Source organism: Neobacillus niacini (assembly GCF_031457145.1).
GTDB classification, from domain to species: domain Bacteria; phylum Bacillota; class Bacilli; order Bacillales; family Cytobacillaceae; genus Neobacillus; species Neobacillus niacini_J.
In genome coordinates this window covers 774178-793632 of sequence record NZ_JAVDVZ010000001.1, presented here as the reverse complement: position 1 = coordinate 793632, position 19455 = coordinate 774178, and the positions used below count along the sequence as shown (strand labels likewise).

At 35.8% G+C, this 19455-nt stretch carries 18 protein-coding genes and 1 pseudogene; 4 read left to right on the top strand and 15 right to left on the bottom strand.

The features are described from left to right. Window positions 1–260 precede the first annotated feature (260 nt). The 5 genes from ppsA to pdxR all read right to left on the bottom strand — a co-directional run bounded on the left by ppsA (window position 261) and on the right by pdxR (window position 6096). Window positions 261–2903, bottom strand: coding sequence for a phosphoenolpyruvate synthase (gene ppsA / locus J2Y03_RS04175; RefSeq protein ID WP_310190945.1), 2643 nt, complete (start codon window positions 2901–2903; stop codon window positions 261–263). 211 nt (window positions 2904–3114) lie between these two features. Next, on the bottom strand, window positions 3115–3324 hold the full coding sequence (locus J2Y03_RS04170) for a cytoplasmic protein (RefSeq protein WP_310190944.1): 210 nt from the start codon (window positions 3322–3324) through the stop codon (window positions 3115–3117). Between the two features lie 104 nt (window positions 3325–3428). Beyond that, window positions 3429–3896, bottom strand: a complete 468-nt coding sequence (locus J2Y03_RS04165; RefSeq protein ID WP_310190940.1) for a VOC family protein — start codon at window positions 3894–3896, stop codon at window positions 3429–3431. Window positions 3897–4044: 148 nt separating this feature from the next. Further along, the gene (locus J2Y03_RS04160) at window positions 4045–4593 is read right to left on the bottom strand and encodes a GNAT family N-acetyltransferase (RefSeq protein ID WP_310191373.1); all 549 of its coding nucleotides are present in this window, start codon (window positions 4591–4593) and stop codon (window positions 4045–4047) included. A gap of 99 nt (window positions 4594–4692) precedes the next feature. Beyond that, window positions 4693–6096, bottom strand: a complete 1404-nt coding sequence (pdxR, locus tag J2Y03_RS04155; protein WP_310190938.1) for a MocR-like pyridoxine biosynthesis transcription factor PdxR — start codon at window positions 6094–6096, stop codon at window positions 4693–4695. A gap of 102 nt (window positions 6097–6198) precedes the next feature. On the opposite strand from pdxR, the gene J2Y03_RS04150 reads away from it, so the two are divergent. Then, window positions 6199–6642 (top strand): GNAT family N-acetyltransferase, encoded by a 444-nt coding sequence (locus J2Y03_RS04150; protein WP_310190936.1) that lies wholly within the window; start codon window positions 6199–6201, stop codon window positions 6640–6642. A gap of 352 nt (window positions 6643–6994) precedes the next feature. Beyond that, entirely contained in the window at window positions 6995–8179 is a 1185-nt protein-coding gene (locus J2Y03_RS04145; protein WP_310190933.1) for an MFS transporter, read from the top strand. Between the two features lie 286 nt (window positions 8180–8465). Here J2Y03_RS04145 and J2Y03_RS04140 read toward each other — a convergent pair whose 3' ends face one another. The 3 genes from J2Y03_RS04140 to J2Y03_RS04130 all read right to left on the bottom strand — a co-directional run bounded on the left by J2Y03_RS04140 (window position 8466) and on the right by J2Y03_RS04130 (window position 10878). Continuing rightward, window positions 8466–9359 (bottom strand): alpha/beta hydrolase, encoded by an 894-nt coding sequence (locus J2Y03_RS04140; protein WP_310190931.1) that lies wholly within the window; start codon window positions 9357–9359, stop codon window positions 8466–8468. Window positions 9360–9617: 258 nt separating this feature from the next. Further along, on the bottom strand, window positions 9618–10268 hold the full coding sequence (locus tag J2Y03_RS04135) for a YcnI family copper-binding membrane protein (protein ID WP_310190929.1): 651 nt from the start codon (window positions 10266–10268) through the stop codon (window positions 9618–9620). Between the two features lie 43 nt (window positions 10269–10311). Further along, on the bottom strand, window positions 10312–10878 hold the full coding sequence (locus J2Y03_RS04130) for a copper resistance CopC family protein (RefSeq protein ID WP_310190927.1): 567 nt from the start codon (window positions 10876–10878) through the stop codon (window positions 10312–10314). 275 nt (window positions 10879–11153) lie between these two features. On the opposite strand from J2Y03_RS04130, the gene J2Y03_RS04125 reads away from it, so the two are divergent. Further along, window positions 11154–11960, top strand: coding sequence for a sensor histidine kinase (locus J2Y03_RS04125; protein ID WP_310190924.1), 807 nt, complete (start codon window positions 11154–11156; stop codon window positions 11958–11960). Further along, window positions 11957–12607 carry a response regulator transcription factor gene (locus tag J2Y03_RS04120; RefSeq protein WP_310190921.1) on the top strand — a complete coding sequence of 217 codons (651 nt, stop codon included), beginning with the start codon at window positions 11957–11959 and terminating at the stop codon, window positions 12605–12607. The genes J2Y03_RS04125 and J2Y03_RS04120 overlap by 4 nt, the downstream gene beginning before the upstream one ends. Window positions 12608–12803: 196 nt before the next feature. Here the strand turns inward: J2Y03_RS04120 and J2Y03_RS04115 are convergent. The 7 genes and pseudogenes from J2Y03_RS04115 to J2Y03_RS04085 form a co-directional block, all read right to left on the bottom strand. Next, window positions 12804–12950 (bottom strand): annotated as a pseudogene (locus J2Y03_RS04115) (SgcJ/EcaC family oxidoreductase); the annotation flags it as partial. A gap of 118 nt (window positions 12951–13068) precedes the next feature. Further along, window positions 13069–13446, bottom strand: coding sequence for a hotdog domain-containing protein (locus J2Y03_RS04110; protein ID WP_310190918.1), 378 nt, complete (start codon window positions 13444–13446; stop codon window positions 13069–13071). Window positions 13447–13521: 75 nt separating this feature from the next. Continuing rightward, a complete protein-coding gene (locus J2Y03_RS04105) occupies window positions 13522–14514 on the bottom strand; it encodes an MBL fold metallo-hydrolase (RefSeq protein ID WP_310190915.1) in 993 nt (330 codons plus the stop codon). A gap of 209 nt (window positions 14515–14723) precedes the next feature. Continuing rightward, window positions 14724–15074: a VOC family protein gene (locus J2Y03_RS04100; RefSeq protein WP_310190913.1), complete on the bottom strand. Its 351-nt coding sequence runs from the start codon at window positions 15072–15074 to the stop codon at window positions 14724–14726. Window positions 15075–15232: 158 nt separating this feature from the next. After that, the gene (locus tag J2Y03_RS04095; protein ID WP_310190911.1) at window positions 15233–16729 is read right to left on the bottom strand and encodes an RNA-guided endonuclease InsQ/TnpB family protein; all 1497 of its coding nucleotides are present in this window, start codon (window positions 16727–16729) and stop codon (window positions 15233–15235) included. Between the two features lie 288 nt (window positions 16730–17017). Then, window positions 17018–17443, bottom strand: a complete 426-nt coding sequence (locus J2Y03_RS04090) for a DUF192 domain-containing protein (RefSeq protein WP_310190910.1) — start codon at window positions 17441–17443, stop codon at window positions 17018–17020. Between the two features lie 695 nt (window positions 17444–18138). Further along, window positions 18139–19410, bottom strand: coding sequence for an L-lactate MFS transporter (locus J2Y03_RS04085; protein WP_310190908.1), 1272 nt, complete (start codon window positions 19408–19410; stop codon window positions 18139–18141). Window positions 19411–19455: the final 45 nt, after the last annotated feature.

The window sequence follows — 19455 nt, the reverse complement described above, 5'->3', positions numbered from 1 at the left end:
ACACTTTTCTTCGGGAAGAAAACGGCTTTGGAAACAGGAACTGGAACTAGTTCTGTTAGAACATTCGTAGTCAAAGCAAACTCTGTTGCCATTGACGACGTAACTTCATATAATAATTGGAATTAATTGTATTAGAGTGTGTTTTGCCAATAATCTTGGTTCTACTCTTAGTATCATTTCTATTAGATAGAGATAGTTGGGCACCGCTCTGGTAACCACTGGAGCGGTGCTACTAATTAAATCTGGAGGTATTCAGTTCATTACAGTATTTCGATATACCCTTCTGTTCCATGCACGCGAATACGTTGCCCATCTTTTATCAGTTTAGTAGCATTTTCTACTCCGACAACTGCTGGTAAGCCATATTCACGTGCGATAACGGCTCCATGGGTCATCAGTCCACCCACTTCGGTGACAAGGCCTTTTATGGATATAAACAAGGGTGTCCAGCTGGGGTCAGTAAAGATGGTGACCAATATATCTCCATCTTCTAAATTAGCATCTTCCATGTTTAAAATAACACGAGCGCGTCCCTCTATAACTCCGGAAGAAACAGGTAGACCTGCAATAGCATTGGCTGGGAGATTTTCTCGTTTGTACTTACCTGCAATGATTTCACCATCAGATGTGATCACACGTGGCGGAGTTAGTTTTTCATATAATTTGTACTCGCCTTTTCGTTTGCTGATGATTTGTCTGGTCGCAAGCGCTGCTTGCTGCTCGACCAAGCAACCCGGGTAATCCAGTTTATTTGTGCGTACAACTTCGCGAAGTTCTTCAAAAGTTAGATAGTAGATATCTTCTTTTTCATGAATAACGTTGGCTAGAACGAGTTGTTCGGCTTCTTTCAGTAAAGGCTGTTTATAAACGAAGTAGCGATTTATCATGCCGTATTTTGGATATTCACGATAACCGATGAAATTCCGGATTAGGTCAATCATTCGTTTTGTTTCTTTGACCTTTTGTTCACCATCCGGTAATTGTTTCAATCTGTCTAATAACTCTTTTTCCTTTTCCACAGCAACACGCCGCCCTTGCTCGAATTTGCGCTTGCCAGCATTTGGTTCAAAGTTTTTGATATTACCAAGAATCATGGGGACAAGTGTAACTGGTTTTTCACTCCAACGGGTTTTCGTAATATCGATTTCTCCGGCACATCGCATTCCATATTTGTTGAGAAAAGCTATTATTGCGTCTCTAGCTTCCAGTCCACCATCAAACTTAACCAGTTCATCCAAAAAGTTATTATCTTTCACTTGTTGTAAATAATCAATTACTTCTGGATAAGGCCGAATCACATCTGCGACATCCAATAATGCAAGACCCATTTCCGAAGTAATATTGTTGGGTACAGATTGAGAAAGCGTGTCTGATGCGTTTATTTCACCTAACCACTCGTTCATTTTTTCATTGATCCATGATGAAGCATTTATAGCAGCCATAAATACAGCTGAACTTTGTGGGTCAAATAAAATCTTCTTTAATTCTTTAATATCTTCTAGAATAAAATCAAATAAATCTGATCCTGTTTTCATTTGAATGTTTTGTTGTAACTCTTCTATGGATGTTTGACTGCGCTTAATCAAATCAGAAACGATTGATGGATTGTTTTCGATTTGTTCCAGCATATCTTTACTGTCTTTGGTGGGACTTGGTGCTTTATTATCATTTGGTAACGATTTAATAAAATCTCCACGCTCAATGATGTTCATAAGGGCATCCTTCATGAGCGGATCGTGTTGTCCCATTGCATTTAATAAAATGTTTCTACTGACAGGTGAAGCAAGTTGATGTGTGACATCAACAAACAACCTTCCACCAGCTTTAAACCTGGGTCCAAAAGATGTTAATTGGAATAAAGACATTCCCAATGGTTTTATAGGGTCTGTCATCATTTGTTGATGACCGACAGATACATAAACGTGATTTTCTTCATCATCCGCTTCAGGGGTGGGGTATAAAGTCGTGATTGGACGGCTCTGGACAATATAAAACGTATCATCAACCAAACACCATTCAATATCTTGTGGGCTTCCAAAATGAGCTTCGATCTGTCTTCCTAAGCGTGCTAATTGTAAAATTTGTTGGTCAGTAAGTGTTTGAGTCTTTTGCTGATCAGGATCAATCGGCACGGTCTTTGTTCCGCCTTCTTTTCGTGCATAAATAGCCAATTTTTTTGGTGCTATCATCTTATCGACGATTTTATCTTCCTGCACTTTATAACAATCGGCAGATACCAAGCCAGAGACCAGTGCTTCTCCAAGTCCAAAACTGGCATCAATGGAGAGTAACTTTCGGTTAGAGGTAATCGGATCAGCGGTAAATAAAATCCCTGAAACCTGCGGGAAAACCATCCTTTGAACGATAACTGATAAAGAAACTTGGCTGTGGTCAAATCTGTTTTGCATTCGGTAGATGACCGCACGATCCGTAAATAGAGAAGCCCAACATTTTCTGATATGCTGCAAGATGGCTTCTTTTCCGATGATATTTAAATAGGTGTCATGTTGACCAGCAAATGAGGCATGTGGCAAATCTTCAGCAGTCGCACTAGAACGCACCGCATATGCATGTTCATAGCCAAACTGGGAGAGATAGTGAGCAACTGCTTTCACAACATCGGAAGGAATTTCTACTTCCATAAGGATTTGTCGAATCTTCCTGCTGATTTCACCAATTTGATTTCGATCCTCTACTTTTAACGGTGTTAGTCGATCCAACAATGCTTGAAACGTTTCGTTTTGTTCGATGGCTTTTTGATATCCCACGGTCGTAACACAAAATCCTTCTGGTACGTATATTCCTTGAATTTTTGATAATTCCCCTAAATTTAACCCTTTTCCACCAACAAGCAAAAGCTGGGATTTTTCAATCTCATGAAGACCGAGAACCAAAGAACTCATTCTACATCTCTCCTAACCATTAATGTCTATTGATTTTAGCAGTTGTATATGAGAATAAACAGTCTATATTGGCCATTTTTTATATGCTATAATTAAATTAGGAAGAGTACTATTTTCAAAATAAGAAACGATCCTTCATTTTTGAAGAATCGCACCCATTTTTGAAAACATTACATTAAAACCAAACCTTATGCATCCCTTTTAGAAATAGTTATGTAATGGGAACTCCTGAACTCTCGACTATAACAGAATCAATCCCACAATAAGGGCAAACTGCTGTGTCCTCGTTATCCCACCATTCATTGATTTCACTGGGATTATATATTTTCAAACAATAAAAGCATCCACATATGCTATCCTTTTCTAAGTCTTTTCTATTCTGGTTACTACACCGATGGGCTTCTTCAAAATGTTTTTCCATCACTATTGCTCCCTTTTATAATAAGACCAAAAAAAAAGAATTCCTTTAGCGACTCATTGCATCTGTTACTTTAAGTACATTTATGCAAAAGAAAAAAGGCTTGATTATGTTAATTTACCTTTAACCAGATTCTCCCAGTCCCCAAATGACAACTTTTCAGTAATATGTTTTAATTCATTGGGAACTTTAACATAACATATCAATTCTAAGCTATTTCTATCTGGATCATTAAAGTAAACCGATGCATTTCCTTGATTTGGTCTTACAAAAGGCTCAATCGATGTTCTCCTCCCAAAAGGTACAGGTTCAACTTTGATGGATTCAAGCCATTTTACAGATTCTTTTAAATCCTGATATGTAACTCGAAAAGCAATATGTCTTAAAGAGGGATGGTATGGAGTTTGGTACTCCTTTCCTTCCCACAATCCTAACCAGCTTTTGCCTTCTTCTATCCAAAAGAATGCGGTGTCTTCATCACGCCAAGCAAACTTCAAACCTAATTTTCGGTAAAATTCAATTGAAACTTCTAAATTTTTTACAGGTAAATGTGCTTCATAAAGCCCCTTTATCATTTCTCCCATCCCTTAGTTTGTAGAATTTATAACTTAAAATTTTATTTTTAATAAACCTTTTTCAACAATCCTGTCTCGATAGTAAAAAAGCGTCTCCACTTATTGATGAAATGCACCCGTTTTATAACGAACCATTTTTGGGTAGTTATTAATCCTTTTTAAATCTCCCCATTAATACGGTATTATAGTAATTCCCATCAGATAAAACCTTGTCTTTTTTTAATATCCCTTCAACCTCAAAACCATATTTTTTATACAGTCTTATAGCCTTATCATTCGTTTCAAGTACATTCAAATTTATTTTCTTAATTTCATTTAAGTCTGCCCAATGAATAGATTCTTTTAAAAGGTTTTGTCCTATACCATATCCCCAATACCCTTTTAGTACACAGACTCCAAATTCTACCTTATGAGAAGTTCTTTTTAATTTATTACCTTCACACCTTGAAAATCCTACAATTCTTTCATTAACTTCAGCGACTAGAAATAGTTTATTTACACTTTCTGTATCATCTTTTATTATCTGTTTAAAACCTGATTCATCTATGTACGCTTCGCCTTTGTCTCTATCCATATTTTCTGTTTCGCCATCTATTTGCAATCTTACATTGGACAAATATTTTGCATCATCTTCTTTTGCAGACCTAATGAAATAACGTAAGTTTCGAATATAAAATTCTTTTTGATCTACTAATATCACAAACTACTCCTTTATAAAACAACCCTGCTTACTTTAGTGGAACAACGTAAAATTCCTTATTTAAAAAAGCACAATTTATAGAATAAGTTACATTACCTAGAGCTTCCAAGCTTCTTTTAATAACTTAATTCCTGTATTGATTTCAGTTTCCGTTAATCCTCCAAATCCTAGTAAGATTCTAGAACCTACGCTTTCTGTTGCTCCGTTATAATATATTGATAAAGGATAAACCTTTACACCAACATTCAGTGCAGTATTAATTAGCTCTTCTTCCTCCATATTGTTTTTTACTTCCAGAACAATATGAAGTCCTGATTTTTCACCGATTATGGTTACATTTTGTCCAAAATATTTGTTAATGGCTAACATTAAAGTACTATGCTTTAGTCGGTAAAGAGTTCTCATTTTATTTAAGTGACTTTGCCAAAGTCCATCTTTCATAAAACGATAAAGAGTATCCTGGTGAACCCGAGAAACGGTCTGTTTATAAATAGTGAAGTGCTCCTGATATTTTTTCATAAGTGGGGATGGCAAAACCATATAGCTAATACGTAAAGATGGAATTAAAGACTTCGAAAATGTACCTAAATACACGACACTTTCCTTTGTACTAAGCCCTTGTAAGGACGGAATGGGCTTCCCTTTATATCGATATTCACCGTCATAGTCATCTTCAATAATATATCCTTTCTTTTCTTCTGCCCATTTTAACAAATCCATTCTTCTGGAAATGGGCATTATCATCCCATAAGGAAATTGATGAGAAGGTGTTACATAAACAACATTGGCATTCGTATTTTTTAACTGGTTTATATTCAACCCATCTTCGTCGAGAGGTATGTGAATCGTATGTACACCTAAATCTTGTAATGTTATTCTCGTTCTATGGAAGCCAGGATTCTCAAGAGCATAGATATGTTCTTTACCGATTAACATACACAATAATCCAATAAGCACCTGAGTACCTGCACCAATTATGATTTGTTCGGCAGAGCATCTAACACCTCTGGATGCATAAAGATGGGCCGCAATTTGTTCACGAAGGAGGTGCTCCCCTTGAGGATTTCCATTGTAAAATAATTCTCCCTGATCTGCGTATAATGATTGAATGGTTAATTTTCTCCAAACAGCAAATGGGAAGCGCTCTAAATCAACTTTCCCCGAATTGAAATCAATTTTGGCATTTACTTGTACTTTCTGTGTTTTTGACTCCAATTTTTCTAAACCTCTTTGGTTAATGATTAAATCGTTATCAAAGGTTGTAACAAATAATCCTTTTCGAGGTTTACTTTCTACATACCCCTCCGCACATAATTGCTCGTAAGACGACTGAATTGTGTTTAAACTTAATCCAAGGTAATTTGATAAATTTCGTTTTGAAGGTAATTTTTCTTTTGGTTTAATTCTTCCAGATAAAATTTCTTGTTTTATGTAATTGGCTAGTTGTATGTACAAAGGTTTACCATTTTTATTATCCAAAACAGGTGTTAATTCAATCATATTTCCTCTCCCACAATGATTCTGGCACCATTAAATTTCTCTTATCTGGCACTTTTAATTATACCAGATGATGTTTAAATAATGGTAAAGGAGATGAACAAAATGGATAATGAAAAATCAATTTTGATAAAGGAACTGAAAAACGAGAAGGAATGGAAGGAAGCCTATCCAGTGATGAAACAATTGAGGACCCATTTGGATGAAGAGCAATTCCTTAAATTAGTTAAAGAAGCTACGCAAAAGGAAGATTATAAAATGGCAGCTTTATATGATAATGAAAAAATCGTAGCAGTAACAGGCTTTATGACTATGATCACTTTATACAATGGGAAATTCATTTGGGTTTGTGATTTAGTTACAGATTCAGATAGTCGCTCGAAAGGATATGGTGAAGCTCTTCTAAATTATGTACACAATTGGTCAAAGGAAAATGGTTATGATATTGTCTCGCTCTCATCAGGATTACACCGCATAGATGCTCACCGCTTTTATGAAAATAAGATGGAATATGATAAGGTTAGCTATGTTTTCTTAAAAAGACTTTAAATCGAAATTTATTTTTAAAAAAAAGACCCAAAGTGGTCTTTTTTTCCATACAATTTGCTAAAGAGTGCTAACTTAATAAAACCTTCTTGCTCACCTAAACTGACACTATAGTTTAAGTGTAACACTTCACAATCTATTTCTTTTCGTCCATACCAAACAACCTCGAATTTAATATTTTATTAAGGTGTACCATCTACTAAGGTATTTTTAATATTAATTGCTTTTATTGATAACAACTCTAAATATTTTTTAAAAATAAGTGAAGAATAAATTTGTAATGATTTAAAAGCAATTCTCACGTTTAAATCATCACTATTTTTAGAAATAGCCTTGGAAGGCGGTCTCATACACTATGGGTAAAATAAAAGTTAAACTATGGACAAACCAATATGTAATTATTATTTTATTGTCTTTAGTAATGTTCGCTTCTTTTTATATGATTACAGCAGGTTTTCCAATTTTCGTATCAACCAAAAGTGATAACCCTGCGATGGCAGGAATCATGACCACGACCTTAATGTCAGCATCATTAATTACGCGCTTTTTTGCAAGTGTCATTATCCAAAAAGTTAATATGAAATTGCTCCTCATTATTTCCCTCCTATATTTTTTGGGTACAATCGGTCTTACTTTTGTAAACGACTCCATCGGATTTTTAATACTTATTAGAGCACTACAAGGTATTGGATTTAGTATGCTTACGATTTTAGTCTTTACGATATCAAGTAATATTGTTCCTAAATCTCGGTTGGGTGAGGGCATTGTATTTTTCGCAATGTCTACAAGCGTTGGGACGACAATGGGACCACTAATTGCAATTTCTTATCTTGCACACTTTTCATTCCATTCCATGATGATGATAACTCTCGGGCTTATGACTTTTTCATTAGTGTGCAGTTTTTTCACGAAAAATACAGTTAAAAAAGAAAAGGAAAGCCCACAGGCGACAAATAAAGAACCTTTCTATAAGTACATGTTTGATAAGCGCGTCCTTCTTCCATGTATATTGGTAGCGTTCAATTATATAGCAATTGCAGGAACTGTCAACTTTATGGGAGCGTTTGGTAAAGAGATCAATGTTGGCGGAAGTATTTCACAATTTTTTATCGCACAAGGAATTGCAATGGTATTAGTTCGTGCCTTCTCTGGTAAAATTTTCGATAGATTCGGTCACAGAATCCTTATTATTCCAGCCGCTATTTCAGGGGCTGGAGGTTTGATTCTTTTAGGCTTCTCTACTAGTATGGGGATGGTCTTGGTTTCAGGGGTATTATTCGGAATCGCTTTTGCCATAATCCATCCAATTATCCAAGCTTGGGCATTAACTCTTGTTCCACCCGAGAAAAAAGCAACAGCCAATTCTATGCTTCTTATTTTTATAGATGCTGGTTTGGCCATTGGATCAGTAGGACTTGGATTCTTAGCAAAAAGTGTTGGGTACGGAATGACTTTTAGTTATTCTGCAGCTACTATGATTGTTATTTTGTTATTGTATCTAATTGGGAGCAAGAAAACTGTAAAATTAGAAACTAAATAGGAAAAATCATCCTGAAGCAATTGGGAGCTGCCGTATCGACAACTCCCTGTTCAGCTATTGCACCCAATGGTTTTAAGTATAATACTTCACAATATCCTCCAGAATTAATAAAAATGGCGATAAAAATGTCACAGGAAGGTATATTATTCCTTAACTTCACAATTTAAATGGATAATTTCCCAATTAATAAATGGTCCCCCCTGCTACTTAATCAATCAAATGCAAAAGGAGTGGATAGTCTTTTCCTAGATATATTCAAGTAAAAATGTGAAAATGCCTTCTTCAGCTAACTAGCCCCTTTATCAGTAGCAAATGATTCTATGAATTCATTAACTTCTTTGCTCATTTCCTTATAACGAGTCCAATGAAGATAATGATGCCCCTGTATAGGAACAATTTTACTAGCTGGGGAATTAGTTAACTGCGTCTCATAAAAAGTCACATTGTTTTTACCATCCTCTGTTACCTTATCTTCTTTCGTAGTGAAGAATAAAACTGGCATAGTAGAAGGGAATTTCATATCATCTGTTTTTTCAATATTATTTTTTATTTCATTCGCTTCATCAACCACATTTTTGTTGTTGCCCTTCCAAGCAGAGATAGCTTTCGTCATCTTTAGATTTTCTTCTCTATAAGTACCTTCCTCAGCTATAGGAAGGAAATTATCTGGACTCAAATATAATGCCAATCTTGCAATTCCAGTTGGTGCCACATAACTAAAATATTTAGGCATTGTATGAGCCGTTTCACCAAAATATGCCAACGCTTTTGGTAATGTCGGATCTATTCCTATGATGGCTTTAACTTCCTCTGGATACGTATTGGCATAATACATACTATAGATTCCGGATATTGAATGTGGCATCAATATATATGGACCTTGTATGTTTAATTTTTCGAGAGCAGTTCTTATTTCCTCTACTATATTTTCCACGGTTCGTTCCTTGTTGGTTATTTCGCTCCATCCATATCCAAACGGTTCTACCACTACTACCCTATTCTTCTTTACCAATTCATTTATCAAAGGTTCAAAATCCAGTGCTGGTGCTGCAGTTCCAAGACCACCTAATAAAACGATTGTATGATCCCCATCACCCTTTGTATAGACATGCATATTGTTACCATTTACTTCAACTGATTGACCTATTGCGGAATATTTATTTTGTTCATATACAGTCATAATGTTACTGAAAATGACCCAAATAACAAGTGCTGATACTAAAGCTAACAAAATATTCCTAAAAACATTCCAAAATCTAAATTTCTTTTTAGTTTTCATTGTTTTCACTACTTCCTATAGCTTAATTCTTTATAAACTTCATCATATCGTGAAAACAATTTCCTTGTAATGAACTTGAGATATATATTTAGCTAGGTCTTGAGGCTTACTAAACCAATACAAAAAACAAGAGTCAATCAACTCTTGTCTTTGAAAAAATTATCCACGTTTTTTTAGAGCAATACCTAAAGATAACAGCGCTGCAATTAAAGCAGCAATCGAAACATAAAGTGGAGCGTTGGAAGAACTTGTAGTTTCTTTAACTGCCTCTTCAGTGGCTTGTTCTGTTTTTGTTTCTTCTTTTGTTTCAGTAGTTCCATGGTGATGATCTGAGCCACCAGCAGGTTTTGGATTAACTGTGGTCACTGAAGCCGGCTTTTCTGCATCTGGTGCCCCAATCCACTCAACTACACTTCCGTCCTGATAGGTTTGGTATGCTTTAAAAGCAATTTCAGTTGCGTCGTCTGCTACTTTTCCTTGCATATTAAAAAGTCCGAACTCAGTTGATGATAATCCTGTGTTCTCTGCTGTCCACGTTACACTGGTAATCTTTCCAGAGGAATCTTTTTCAATTTCATATTTCCAGCCTGACTTTGGTTCAAATCGGCTAATAGAAACCTCTGCCGGAAATTCAACTTTCACCTGTGTAGTAGGTACTGTTTCATTCTCAGATGGAACCCTTACGGTGAACATTTCATAGCTACCTTGTGTTGTTTCCTTTGGCAATACAGTCACATGTGCACTTGCCATTCCTGTAAAAAATGAAAATACTGCAAACATGACTACAAATGAAGCGATCATCTTTTTCATTAATAAATTCTTCCCTTCAACAAATGATATAAGACCTTATTGATTAACGTTTTTTCTTTCCTGTAAACATTAGTAGTACAATTCCAAAGATAACAACCAAAATAACGGCTATTATTACTAGCGTGTTGGATGAAGATTTATTTTCAGTCTGTTCAACAGTATCACTCACACTATTTTGTTCCGTTTGATTGGATTGGCTGTTTTGATCTTGTGTAACTTGGTTTTCCTCAGGAGTTGCAGGATTTGCTTCTGATTGATTTTGGTCCGTTTGAACACTGAAATTTATCTCACCTTTTATGGGATGACCATCTTCACCAACAATCTTCCAATGGATTTTGTAGGAGCCATTATCCAAAGGATCGGAAATTCTTCCAATCAATTGCTTATTTTCAACCTTAATTTCTCCTAATGCCACTTTTTTTCCATCTTTAACCAATTCCATCGTGCTTAACACTTCGATCGGAGTAGCGAAATCAAGAGTGATTTGTTCGAGATTCTCCGTAACAACTTGTCCTTCAGTTGGATTAGATGACGACAGACTTGTGTGTGCAAGAACGACCGAAGGTACAAACATAATTAAGCAAAACATAAATATTAGTAACTTTTTCAAAATGGAGCTCCTTTCACGGTTTCATTTTTGTTAAAACTATATTCAATATAATCTTCAACTAGTACATAAGTCCCGAAAATTATAGAAATCCCTTCTTACCACGTTTATGTAATTTTCAATGACTGTGTTTTTTAGACGAAATGTTCTTATTAAGTTAATAGGTATAACAACAGTGTAAAACCTCCACTAGCCATAGTAAATAGCTCATCAGGGCTATCATTAGCTAATATTTTTGGATATTATCAGTTATAGTAGATTGTTTAGTCTTGAAGGAGATGTTTTACTTGTCATATCGTTTAATACAGATGCTTACCGTCATTTTACCTACAATATTAATCGGCGGATTTGAATTTTTTCGCCACGATTTTCTTCTTGGGTACTTGTCGATGCAAACAGGGAATGTTTTTATTACTATACTTACGTTTGTTCTTTCTCTCTTGTTTTCATCCTGGGTATTCCACATAATAAGAATCAAGAATGACCAATTGGCGGAGGAACAGGCAAAACGAGCTGTTTATGAAGAAAGGGAGAGACTAGCACGCGAACTTCATGATGGGATTGCCCAATCCCTTTTCTTTCTCAATGTAAAGCTCAAACAAGGAGATGTGGCGGCTGCCTCCCGTGCTGTTTCCACCATTGATCACCATGTTCGACAGGCGATATTTAACCTGCGTTCTACACCTGAAGAAGATGGATCATTAAACTCCAGAGTAATTAAGTGGATCTCTGAGTGGAGTTCATTCTCCGGTATCGATGCGAAGGTAGACTTCGAAATACCTAATGATTTGTTTACAATAAAGGAAGAAGTACAGATTTTTGCAATTGTTCAAGAAGCATTTGCGAACATCCGAAAACATTCAGGAGCTACACAAGCGCACATTGATTTCAAAGGAACTCAGGAACAATGGCAATTGAGGATTTGGGATAATGGCTGCGGATTTGATATTACTTTGCTATCGGAGAGGAAGTATGGAATATCCATGATGCGGGAACGTGCAAGACAAGTTGGTGCAGGATTTCAACTTTCTAAAAGTGAGCTCGGAGGAACCAAAATCATCGTAACAAAGGAGATGCAGAAATGAATCAGTATAGGGTTGTGATTGCGGATGACCACCCACTTGCTCGAGAAGGCATTCGAAGTGTATTGGAAGCTGATGAAACCTTTTTTATCGTAGGGGAGGCGACAGATGGACAAGAAGCATTTGAACTTTGCAGAAAACTGCAGCCCGATTTGCTCCTTCTCGATATTAATATGCCCAAATTGAATGGCCTAAAAGCCGTTAGGAAAATAAGATTGGACTATCCTCAAATTCATGTTGTAATGCTGACTGTTTCAGATGATGTAAAGGATTTGTTTACTTCCATTCAATATGGTGCACAAGGATATCTGCTTAAAAATATGGAGCCTGAAGACTGGCTTGAATACCTTCATGCTTTGCTGGGGGAACATACAGAAGTATCAAGTAAAATTGCCAACCGATTATTCCATCGATTTCGGATAGGCAATACCTATGAAGATGAGCCCAACCCGGATTCTTTGACACCGAGGGAATGCGAAATCCTATCCTGTGTAGCTTCAGGTGAAACCAATAAACAAATTGCCCAGAGACTTGTCATTGCAGAAAATACGGTAAAGAATCATATCAAAAACCTTTTGGAGAAACTTCAGTTGGATAATCGTGTTCAGCTTGCTGCGTATGCTGTTCGGCATGGCTTTGAAACAAATTAAATACACGAATCGCGAAGAAGTTTTTTTTATATTCCCTAGTTAACATAATTCAATGTTATTAGTAGTAAAAAAGGATCTTCGTCTGGAAGATCCTTTTAGCTTTTTGTTCAATAAAATGGATTGATTGCTGAACAAATATTAGAACAATAATTGAAGACCCTTATGCCTTGGTTCGTGCATTAAAAAGGCTGTTGCACTACTTCTTTAATATCGCACTAAGCTCTTCTGTCATTTGTTCCACCAATTCAGGTCTACCCTGAAACTGGGCAGGAGTATTTTGGAATAATTGTATACGCCAATTTCCATCTTTTTTTACCACAATAAGAGTATGATGCGTGTTTATATTTGAATAAATAAAATCTTTGTTCAAATTTAGGACTTGTTTCCTTTCTTGTTGAACTAAACTCATACATTTGGACAAGTTCGACACTAAATCACCCGTTGAAGAAAGTATAAAGAATTTAAAGTATTACACCTGAAAAATCCCCTTTTAATACTTCCTTGTCATTCTGATTTTTACATAAAAATGATGCAATAATAGCTATTCTATTATTTTCTTGTCTTTCATATTTTTCAATTTTAACTTCACAAATAATTGTATCTCCCGTAAACACAGGTCTTAAAAACTCAAAATTCATAGTACGAGCCAGTACATTGTTATCTCCACCAACTTTTGTAGGCAAGGTTGCTGTTAATAACCCTTGAACTACAAGTCTTCCCTGTTCATCTGGGGTTATATGATGAATCCCTTCATCACCTGAAATCTCTGAAAATAATTCAACATCCCTTACTGTAAAAGTCCGTTCAAATGTAATGATATCTCCTACTTTTAATGGCATATGAATCTCCTCCTGAAGGTTTTATACTGTAACTTAGGTGAGTTAAGTATATATTCTATTAAAGTCTTATCTTGTTTAAAAGTTATATGAGAGAAAATCTTGAGGTTTCCAATCTTTCGGCTTAATGTTCTTACTCATCCATTTCTTATGTGGTGCTTGGTATGGAGTGGTGGCCATAAAATGATTATTGTGCCAGCTTGCTGCTCTGGAACGAATCATTTCATCGATAAGAATTTGAATGAATTCTTCTGGCTGAAGCTGGAAAGAGTAGCGTGCAAAATCTTGGAACCACCCACAGTTTAATAGATAGTTATCGATTTCTTCTTTTACCAATCCGTTTTTCATGATTAATGTGAATGAAAAAATCCTCTTGCAGGCATGCCATGAAATTTTTTCTGGCATCTTGAGCCACTTTTCAAACCTTTCCCTGGCTACATCAATGGCAGCCATAGGATTCTCCATTTGAGGTCCATGTCCTGAATATGCACGCCCGATACGAAGTTTCGACAACCGATTCAAACTTTCTATAGACCGCTGGATAGATGAAACACCCTCTCGAAAGATATTTAACCATCCAATGTCATTTTTGTGAAAGAGATCCCCGCAAATTAATATCTTTTCTTCAGGTTCATATAAAGAAATGTGCCCTAATGTATGTCCCGGTGTGTGCAAGACTTTTAAGGTTCTACTTCCTGTATGTATCTCATCGTTATCTGATAGTTTTGTAGTGACACGATAAGGTTCTACAGGCTGATCTAACCATTCTGCACTACAAGCTTCAGGGTCACAATAATTAATTAAATCGGCTTCCCATTTATGGGCAGCAATCGTAACCCCATATTTTTTTTGAAGATAAAAATTACCCCCAACATGGTCACTATGATAGTGCGTGTTCACAATGAGGTGTAATTCTTCTGGTGAAACACCTTCAACTTTAATTAGTTGCTCTGTATCCTTCGCATCACTCCCAAAACCTGTATCAATAAGAATCGGAAGCTGATCTTTTATTAGGATCATATTTGCGCTTGGAAATTTTCTTTCAACGAAAATAATGCTGTTATTTTCCATATGCTATTCCTCCTTAAAATTATGTTTAATAGTTATGATTGAGCGTTCGTTCAATTATATTATATCTATTTACAGAATAGTTAAAATTTTATTGTTTCTTCTATTGGAATTACAATAGGTTTGTATCATATTTCACTAACCATAAAAAAGCGTTAATCCCTCTTGGATTAACGCACACAATAACTCAATAGCAAATAAAGTACAACTCGTTATTTCTCCCAAAGCTCGACCAGTCGACCTTCAGGATCTTCAATCCAAATAAACTTTCCATACTCACTAACCTCTTTTTCCTTAGCAAGAGGTACACCAATTTGTTCAAGATGCTTAATAGTCTCGTTTAGATCATGTACTTGAAAATTTAACATCACTTGCTGTTCTGTTGGAAAATAACTATCATTCTCGGCAAAGAAAGAAAAGATAGTCTCATTTCCTAATTGGGGTTTAATCACAGTCCCATTCCAATTTTCTATTTCATCAATCTTCAACACTTCACTGTACCATTTTTTTATAACATCAAGATTCTTAGTTCTCCAAAATATTCCACCGAAACCTTTTATCATCGTAATTAACTCCTGTCTTTCTTAAAATTTTTAGTTTTTCGATTACATTAGATATTCGAGATATGAGTATCCCCATAGCTATAGCAAGGGGTTTCGAAAGAATTGTCTATAAAAGCACCATTGTCTTTACGTGGGCTATCACAAGTCCCGCTATTACATCAGGCCGAGGCCTTCAGCTTTGCATGTCTATTTTTCATGATGATGATTTTCTGTGGAGATTGAAGGAACCTTTTCCTTTCAAGTCCATCAAAAGCATTCTTTACATGTTTACGTACGATATTTAAGGCACCATTTACATCCGCATGGATTAAAACCTTTGAGCCCTTAATTTTGTAAAAAGCTCTAGTACTTCGATACCCACTAAAAATAGTTTGGTGTTCTTCTCCAAATGTCGGAATGGGGTCTTGATTCAAGAAACTAGACTTGGAAGTATAGCTTTCTTCCCTATCAATAACTTGAACACCTTTTCGCTCTGCTTTGTATCGAATCATTTCTATGAAAGTCGCATATGGAATTTGAATGAAGGTCTGCTTATTTGCCTTTTGCATATCAACCTCCAATTTCCAGCCAACATTCCTCCCAATAATGATGGTATCGATGTTTCTTATTAGAGCTATTTCCACCACTTTAGCACTTGCCTTATGCAAAAAATCCATGACTCGATTGTTTCTTTTTCTATCCAACGAAATCAAGCGTTTAGTTGTATATTTCCCTTCTTTTGGACCTTTGCCATTTCGAAGGATACTCGTGTATTTTGCTCTTAACTTATTATAGTATTGATTGATTGATTTTAACCTTGTGCCCTTGATAAGCAGAGGCTTAAGCCCCGTATTATCGACGATAGTTGCCAGGTTATCAACACCTAAATCAATGCCCATTACTTGGTTCGGCTCTAATACCCATTCATTAAATTGCTTTTCAGACCGTTTGATTTCCTTGTCTTGCTTAACTTTAAAAATGACTTCTACAACATAGCGGCCATAGGAGGGGACAATTCGAACCTGTTGAAGTTCTCCTTCGGATTGAGCCACCTTCCCCAATTTTAATTGAAGATGGGTTCCTGGTAATTTTAGAACATTTCCATCTTTAATCTTGGTAATTTGATTGGTTAAATAACACGTGGTACATCCATTCTTTGGCTTGTACTTTGGAATTTTTGGTTTACCGGTAAAACTCGCAGAATTCACTTTATATTTCTTTGAGGCTTCGAAGAAACTTTTCCAATCATCATATACCTTTTTCATCGTTTGTTGATTGGACTGGGAGGGCATTGAAGTGTAATCTACTTGTTTCATCACTTTAAATAAGGCTTCTACAAAGCCATAACCAATAAATGATTTTTCAAGATGGGGCATTTCAAATAGCTTCAACTCTGGATTAATTAATTTGCCGCTTTTGTCTACTTTCTTAGGTTTCGCATTTGCTTTTTCATAGCTTTTCTTACGAATCTTATTCATTTTAGTTAAATTTGTTTCAATATCCTTTAGAACCTTAAGTTGATTTTCATTTCTCGTCTCCTTTTTTAAAGCTGTGTAAACCTGTCTAATATAGTAGTTGGTAATGTTGTACAGATTCTTTGCTTTAAAACATAGAGTATCGCAGTATTCAAACAATTCATGGTCCGGATGTATTTGTATTTTATAGGCACTATACATTTCGTTCACCTCCCAAAACAAGAATGTATGTTCTATTTATACTTCCATTATACCAAATAGTTTTATAGAAAGTATAGTTGGAGCCATTACTTTATCCAATAAAATGAACAAAAATACAGCTTATATCCCTATATCTAAAAGTTAGGGGTTTTACGCAGCACTCTGATAAGCTCCTTCCTTAGTGGCATCTTTATTACATTATTTTACAATATCATCTGTAATACTAACAACAATATCCCTAAAAAAAATCATCTCACCACTATGAACTTATAGAGGTGAGATGATTTATTAAAGCTTTATAAAATCCCCTTCTTTGATTTGATTCTTTTCAAACCATCCAAGATTGACTTCTAGAGCATATTGATAAAAAAGTTCGGGATCATAAGTAGGACATTCATCCTCTTTACAAGGTAACATATCTAGTATTTTTAAAATTTTTCCATCTGAATCAATAAAAGCAATCGATAAAGGAAGGAAGGTGTTTTTCATCCAAAAACCGCCATATGTTTTTCCTGAATAAACAAATAGCATACCCTCGTTTTCGGTTAATTGTTTAACAAACATTAAGCCCTTTTCTCTTTTTTTAAAAGTATCAGCGACGTGAACGGTTAATTTGATTGTCCTTTCTCCACTGGATACTTTAATTATTTTTATTTGAAGACTTGTTGCTTTCCCCTGACGAAAAAGAAAACCGAGAAATTTTCTTTTTTTCAACATCTTCACTCACCTTGTCTTTTTCCTTATTCATAAAAAGGAGGAAAGTTGGAGATAAAACAAACAAAAAAAACCGAGAAAAACTCCTTTTCAATTCCAATACTTATGATATGGTTTTACATTTAATACTTTATTTTCAATAAGAACAGATACAAGATATATAAAAAGATTAAGCCAGTACTTTTCAAGTCAATATCACTGCCGTTAAGGTACCAATTTTAATGTTTTTCTAATTACTAGGCGATTCCAGTTTGATAATCAAATGGCATTTGCTATGAAGACCATTTCCTCTGGTTTCCCGAAGGGTTTTGGTCATCATTGCCATTATGATGACCACTTTCTCTGGTTTTCCAATGGAATTTGGTCTTCATCGCCATTATGATGACCATTTTCTCCGGTTTTCCATAGGAGTTTGGTCTTCATTGCCTCTATGATGACCACTTTCTCTGGTTTTCCAAAGGGATTTGGTCTTCATCGCCTTTATGATGACCACTTTCTTAAGTTTTCTAAAGGGAATTAGTTATCATACGCCTTTAAAAAAAACTCGCCATAAACTGCGAGTTTTAAAATTTATATATACCAATCACTATGTCTAAACATCTGTTATTTTGACATTAAATTTCAGAAAAGCACCTCTATCACCATATGGTTATTAGTTTGCCACATCAAGATTTAATAGCAAAAGTTATAATCTACTAAAGATTTCCCGTATTTTTGAAGATTTGCTTTTCGCTCATCGTCCTTAATTTCTTTATATCAAGACGAATAAGGAGTGAAACCGCTAGGGCTACAATGAAAATCCCTGAAAAAATGACCAATGTCCCCTGGTAACTTCCTGTTGTTTCCCTAACCCAGGATACAAAAATTGGTCCAGCTAGACCGGCTGCCGCCCATGCGGTCAAAATATAACCATGAATGGCCCCAAGCTGCTTGGTTCCAAACAAATCGCCGATATAGGCAGGTATCGAGGCAAAGCCTCCTCCATAACAGGTCATGATCATATACACAATAATAGAAAATAGAATTCCAACTGTAATATTTGGAAGCATAAAAAAGGCAACAATTTGAAAAGCAAAGAATAGTGTGTATACATTTGGTCTTCCGATGTAATCAGAAATGGATGCCCAAACAATCCTTCCTCCACCATTAAATAAGCCCATGATTCCAACCATTGCTGCGGCACTGGTTGCTGACATTCCTACTAGCTCTTGCGCCATAGGTGATGCAACAGAAAGAATCGCAATTCCACAGGTAATATTAATAAATAGCATAACCCACAAGGCCCAAAATTGTCTTGTTCTGATTGCTTCGTTAGCAGTTAACTGGCGTAAATCCTCTTTTAATTTTCTTGCGCCTGAATTTTTTCCTGCTGCTTCTAACCCCTTAGGTACCCAACCCGCTTTTGGCGGAGCCAGATATTGAGCAGAACAAAAAATAATTACGAAGTATGAGGCTCCAAGAATATAGAAGGTGTTAGAAATCCCATATTGCTCGATTAAATAATTCATAATCGGACTGCTGATTAATGCAGCAAATCCAAATCCCATAATGGCAAGTCCTGTTGCAAGTCCTCTTCTATCAGGGAACCACTTTACAAGCGTAGAAACAGGTGTAATATAGCCAACTCCTAACCCAATTCCAGCGATCATTCCATAAAATAAATAGAGTAATAGCAATGATTCTAACTGAATAGCTAAACCAGCCCCTGCAATACCAGTACCAAAAAACAAAGAACTTAGCGTTCCAGCCGCTCTCGGGCCAAATTTCTCTACAAAATGTCCTAAAAAGGCAGCTGATAGACCTAAAAACAGAATAGCCAAGCTAAATGTTAGGGAAATCTGTTTTAATCCCCAGCCCATTTCTTGTTGAAGTGGATTTGTGAAAACACTCCAAGCGTAAACTGAACCTATCGAAATATGAATTCCAACTGCAGATAGAGCAATTAACCAACGATTTTTTGTTTGCAAGGTTTTTTACCTACTTTCCAAATTGTATTGTCTTGTTGTCGATGA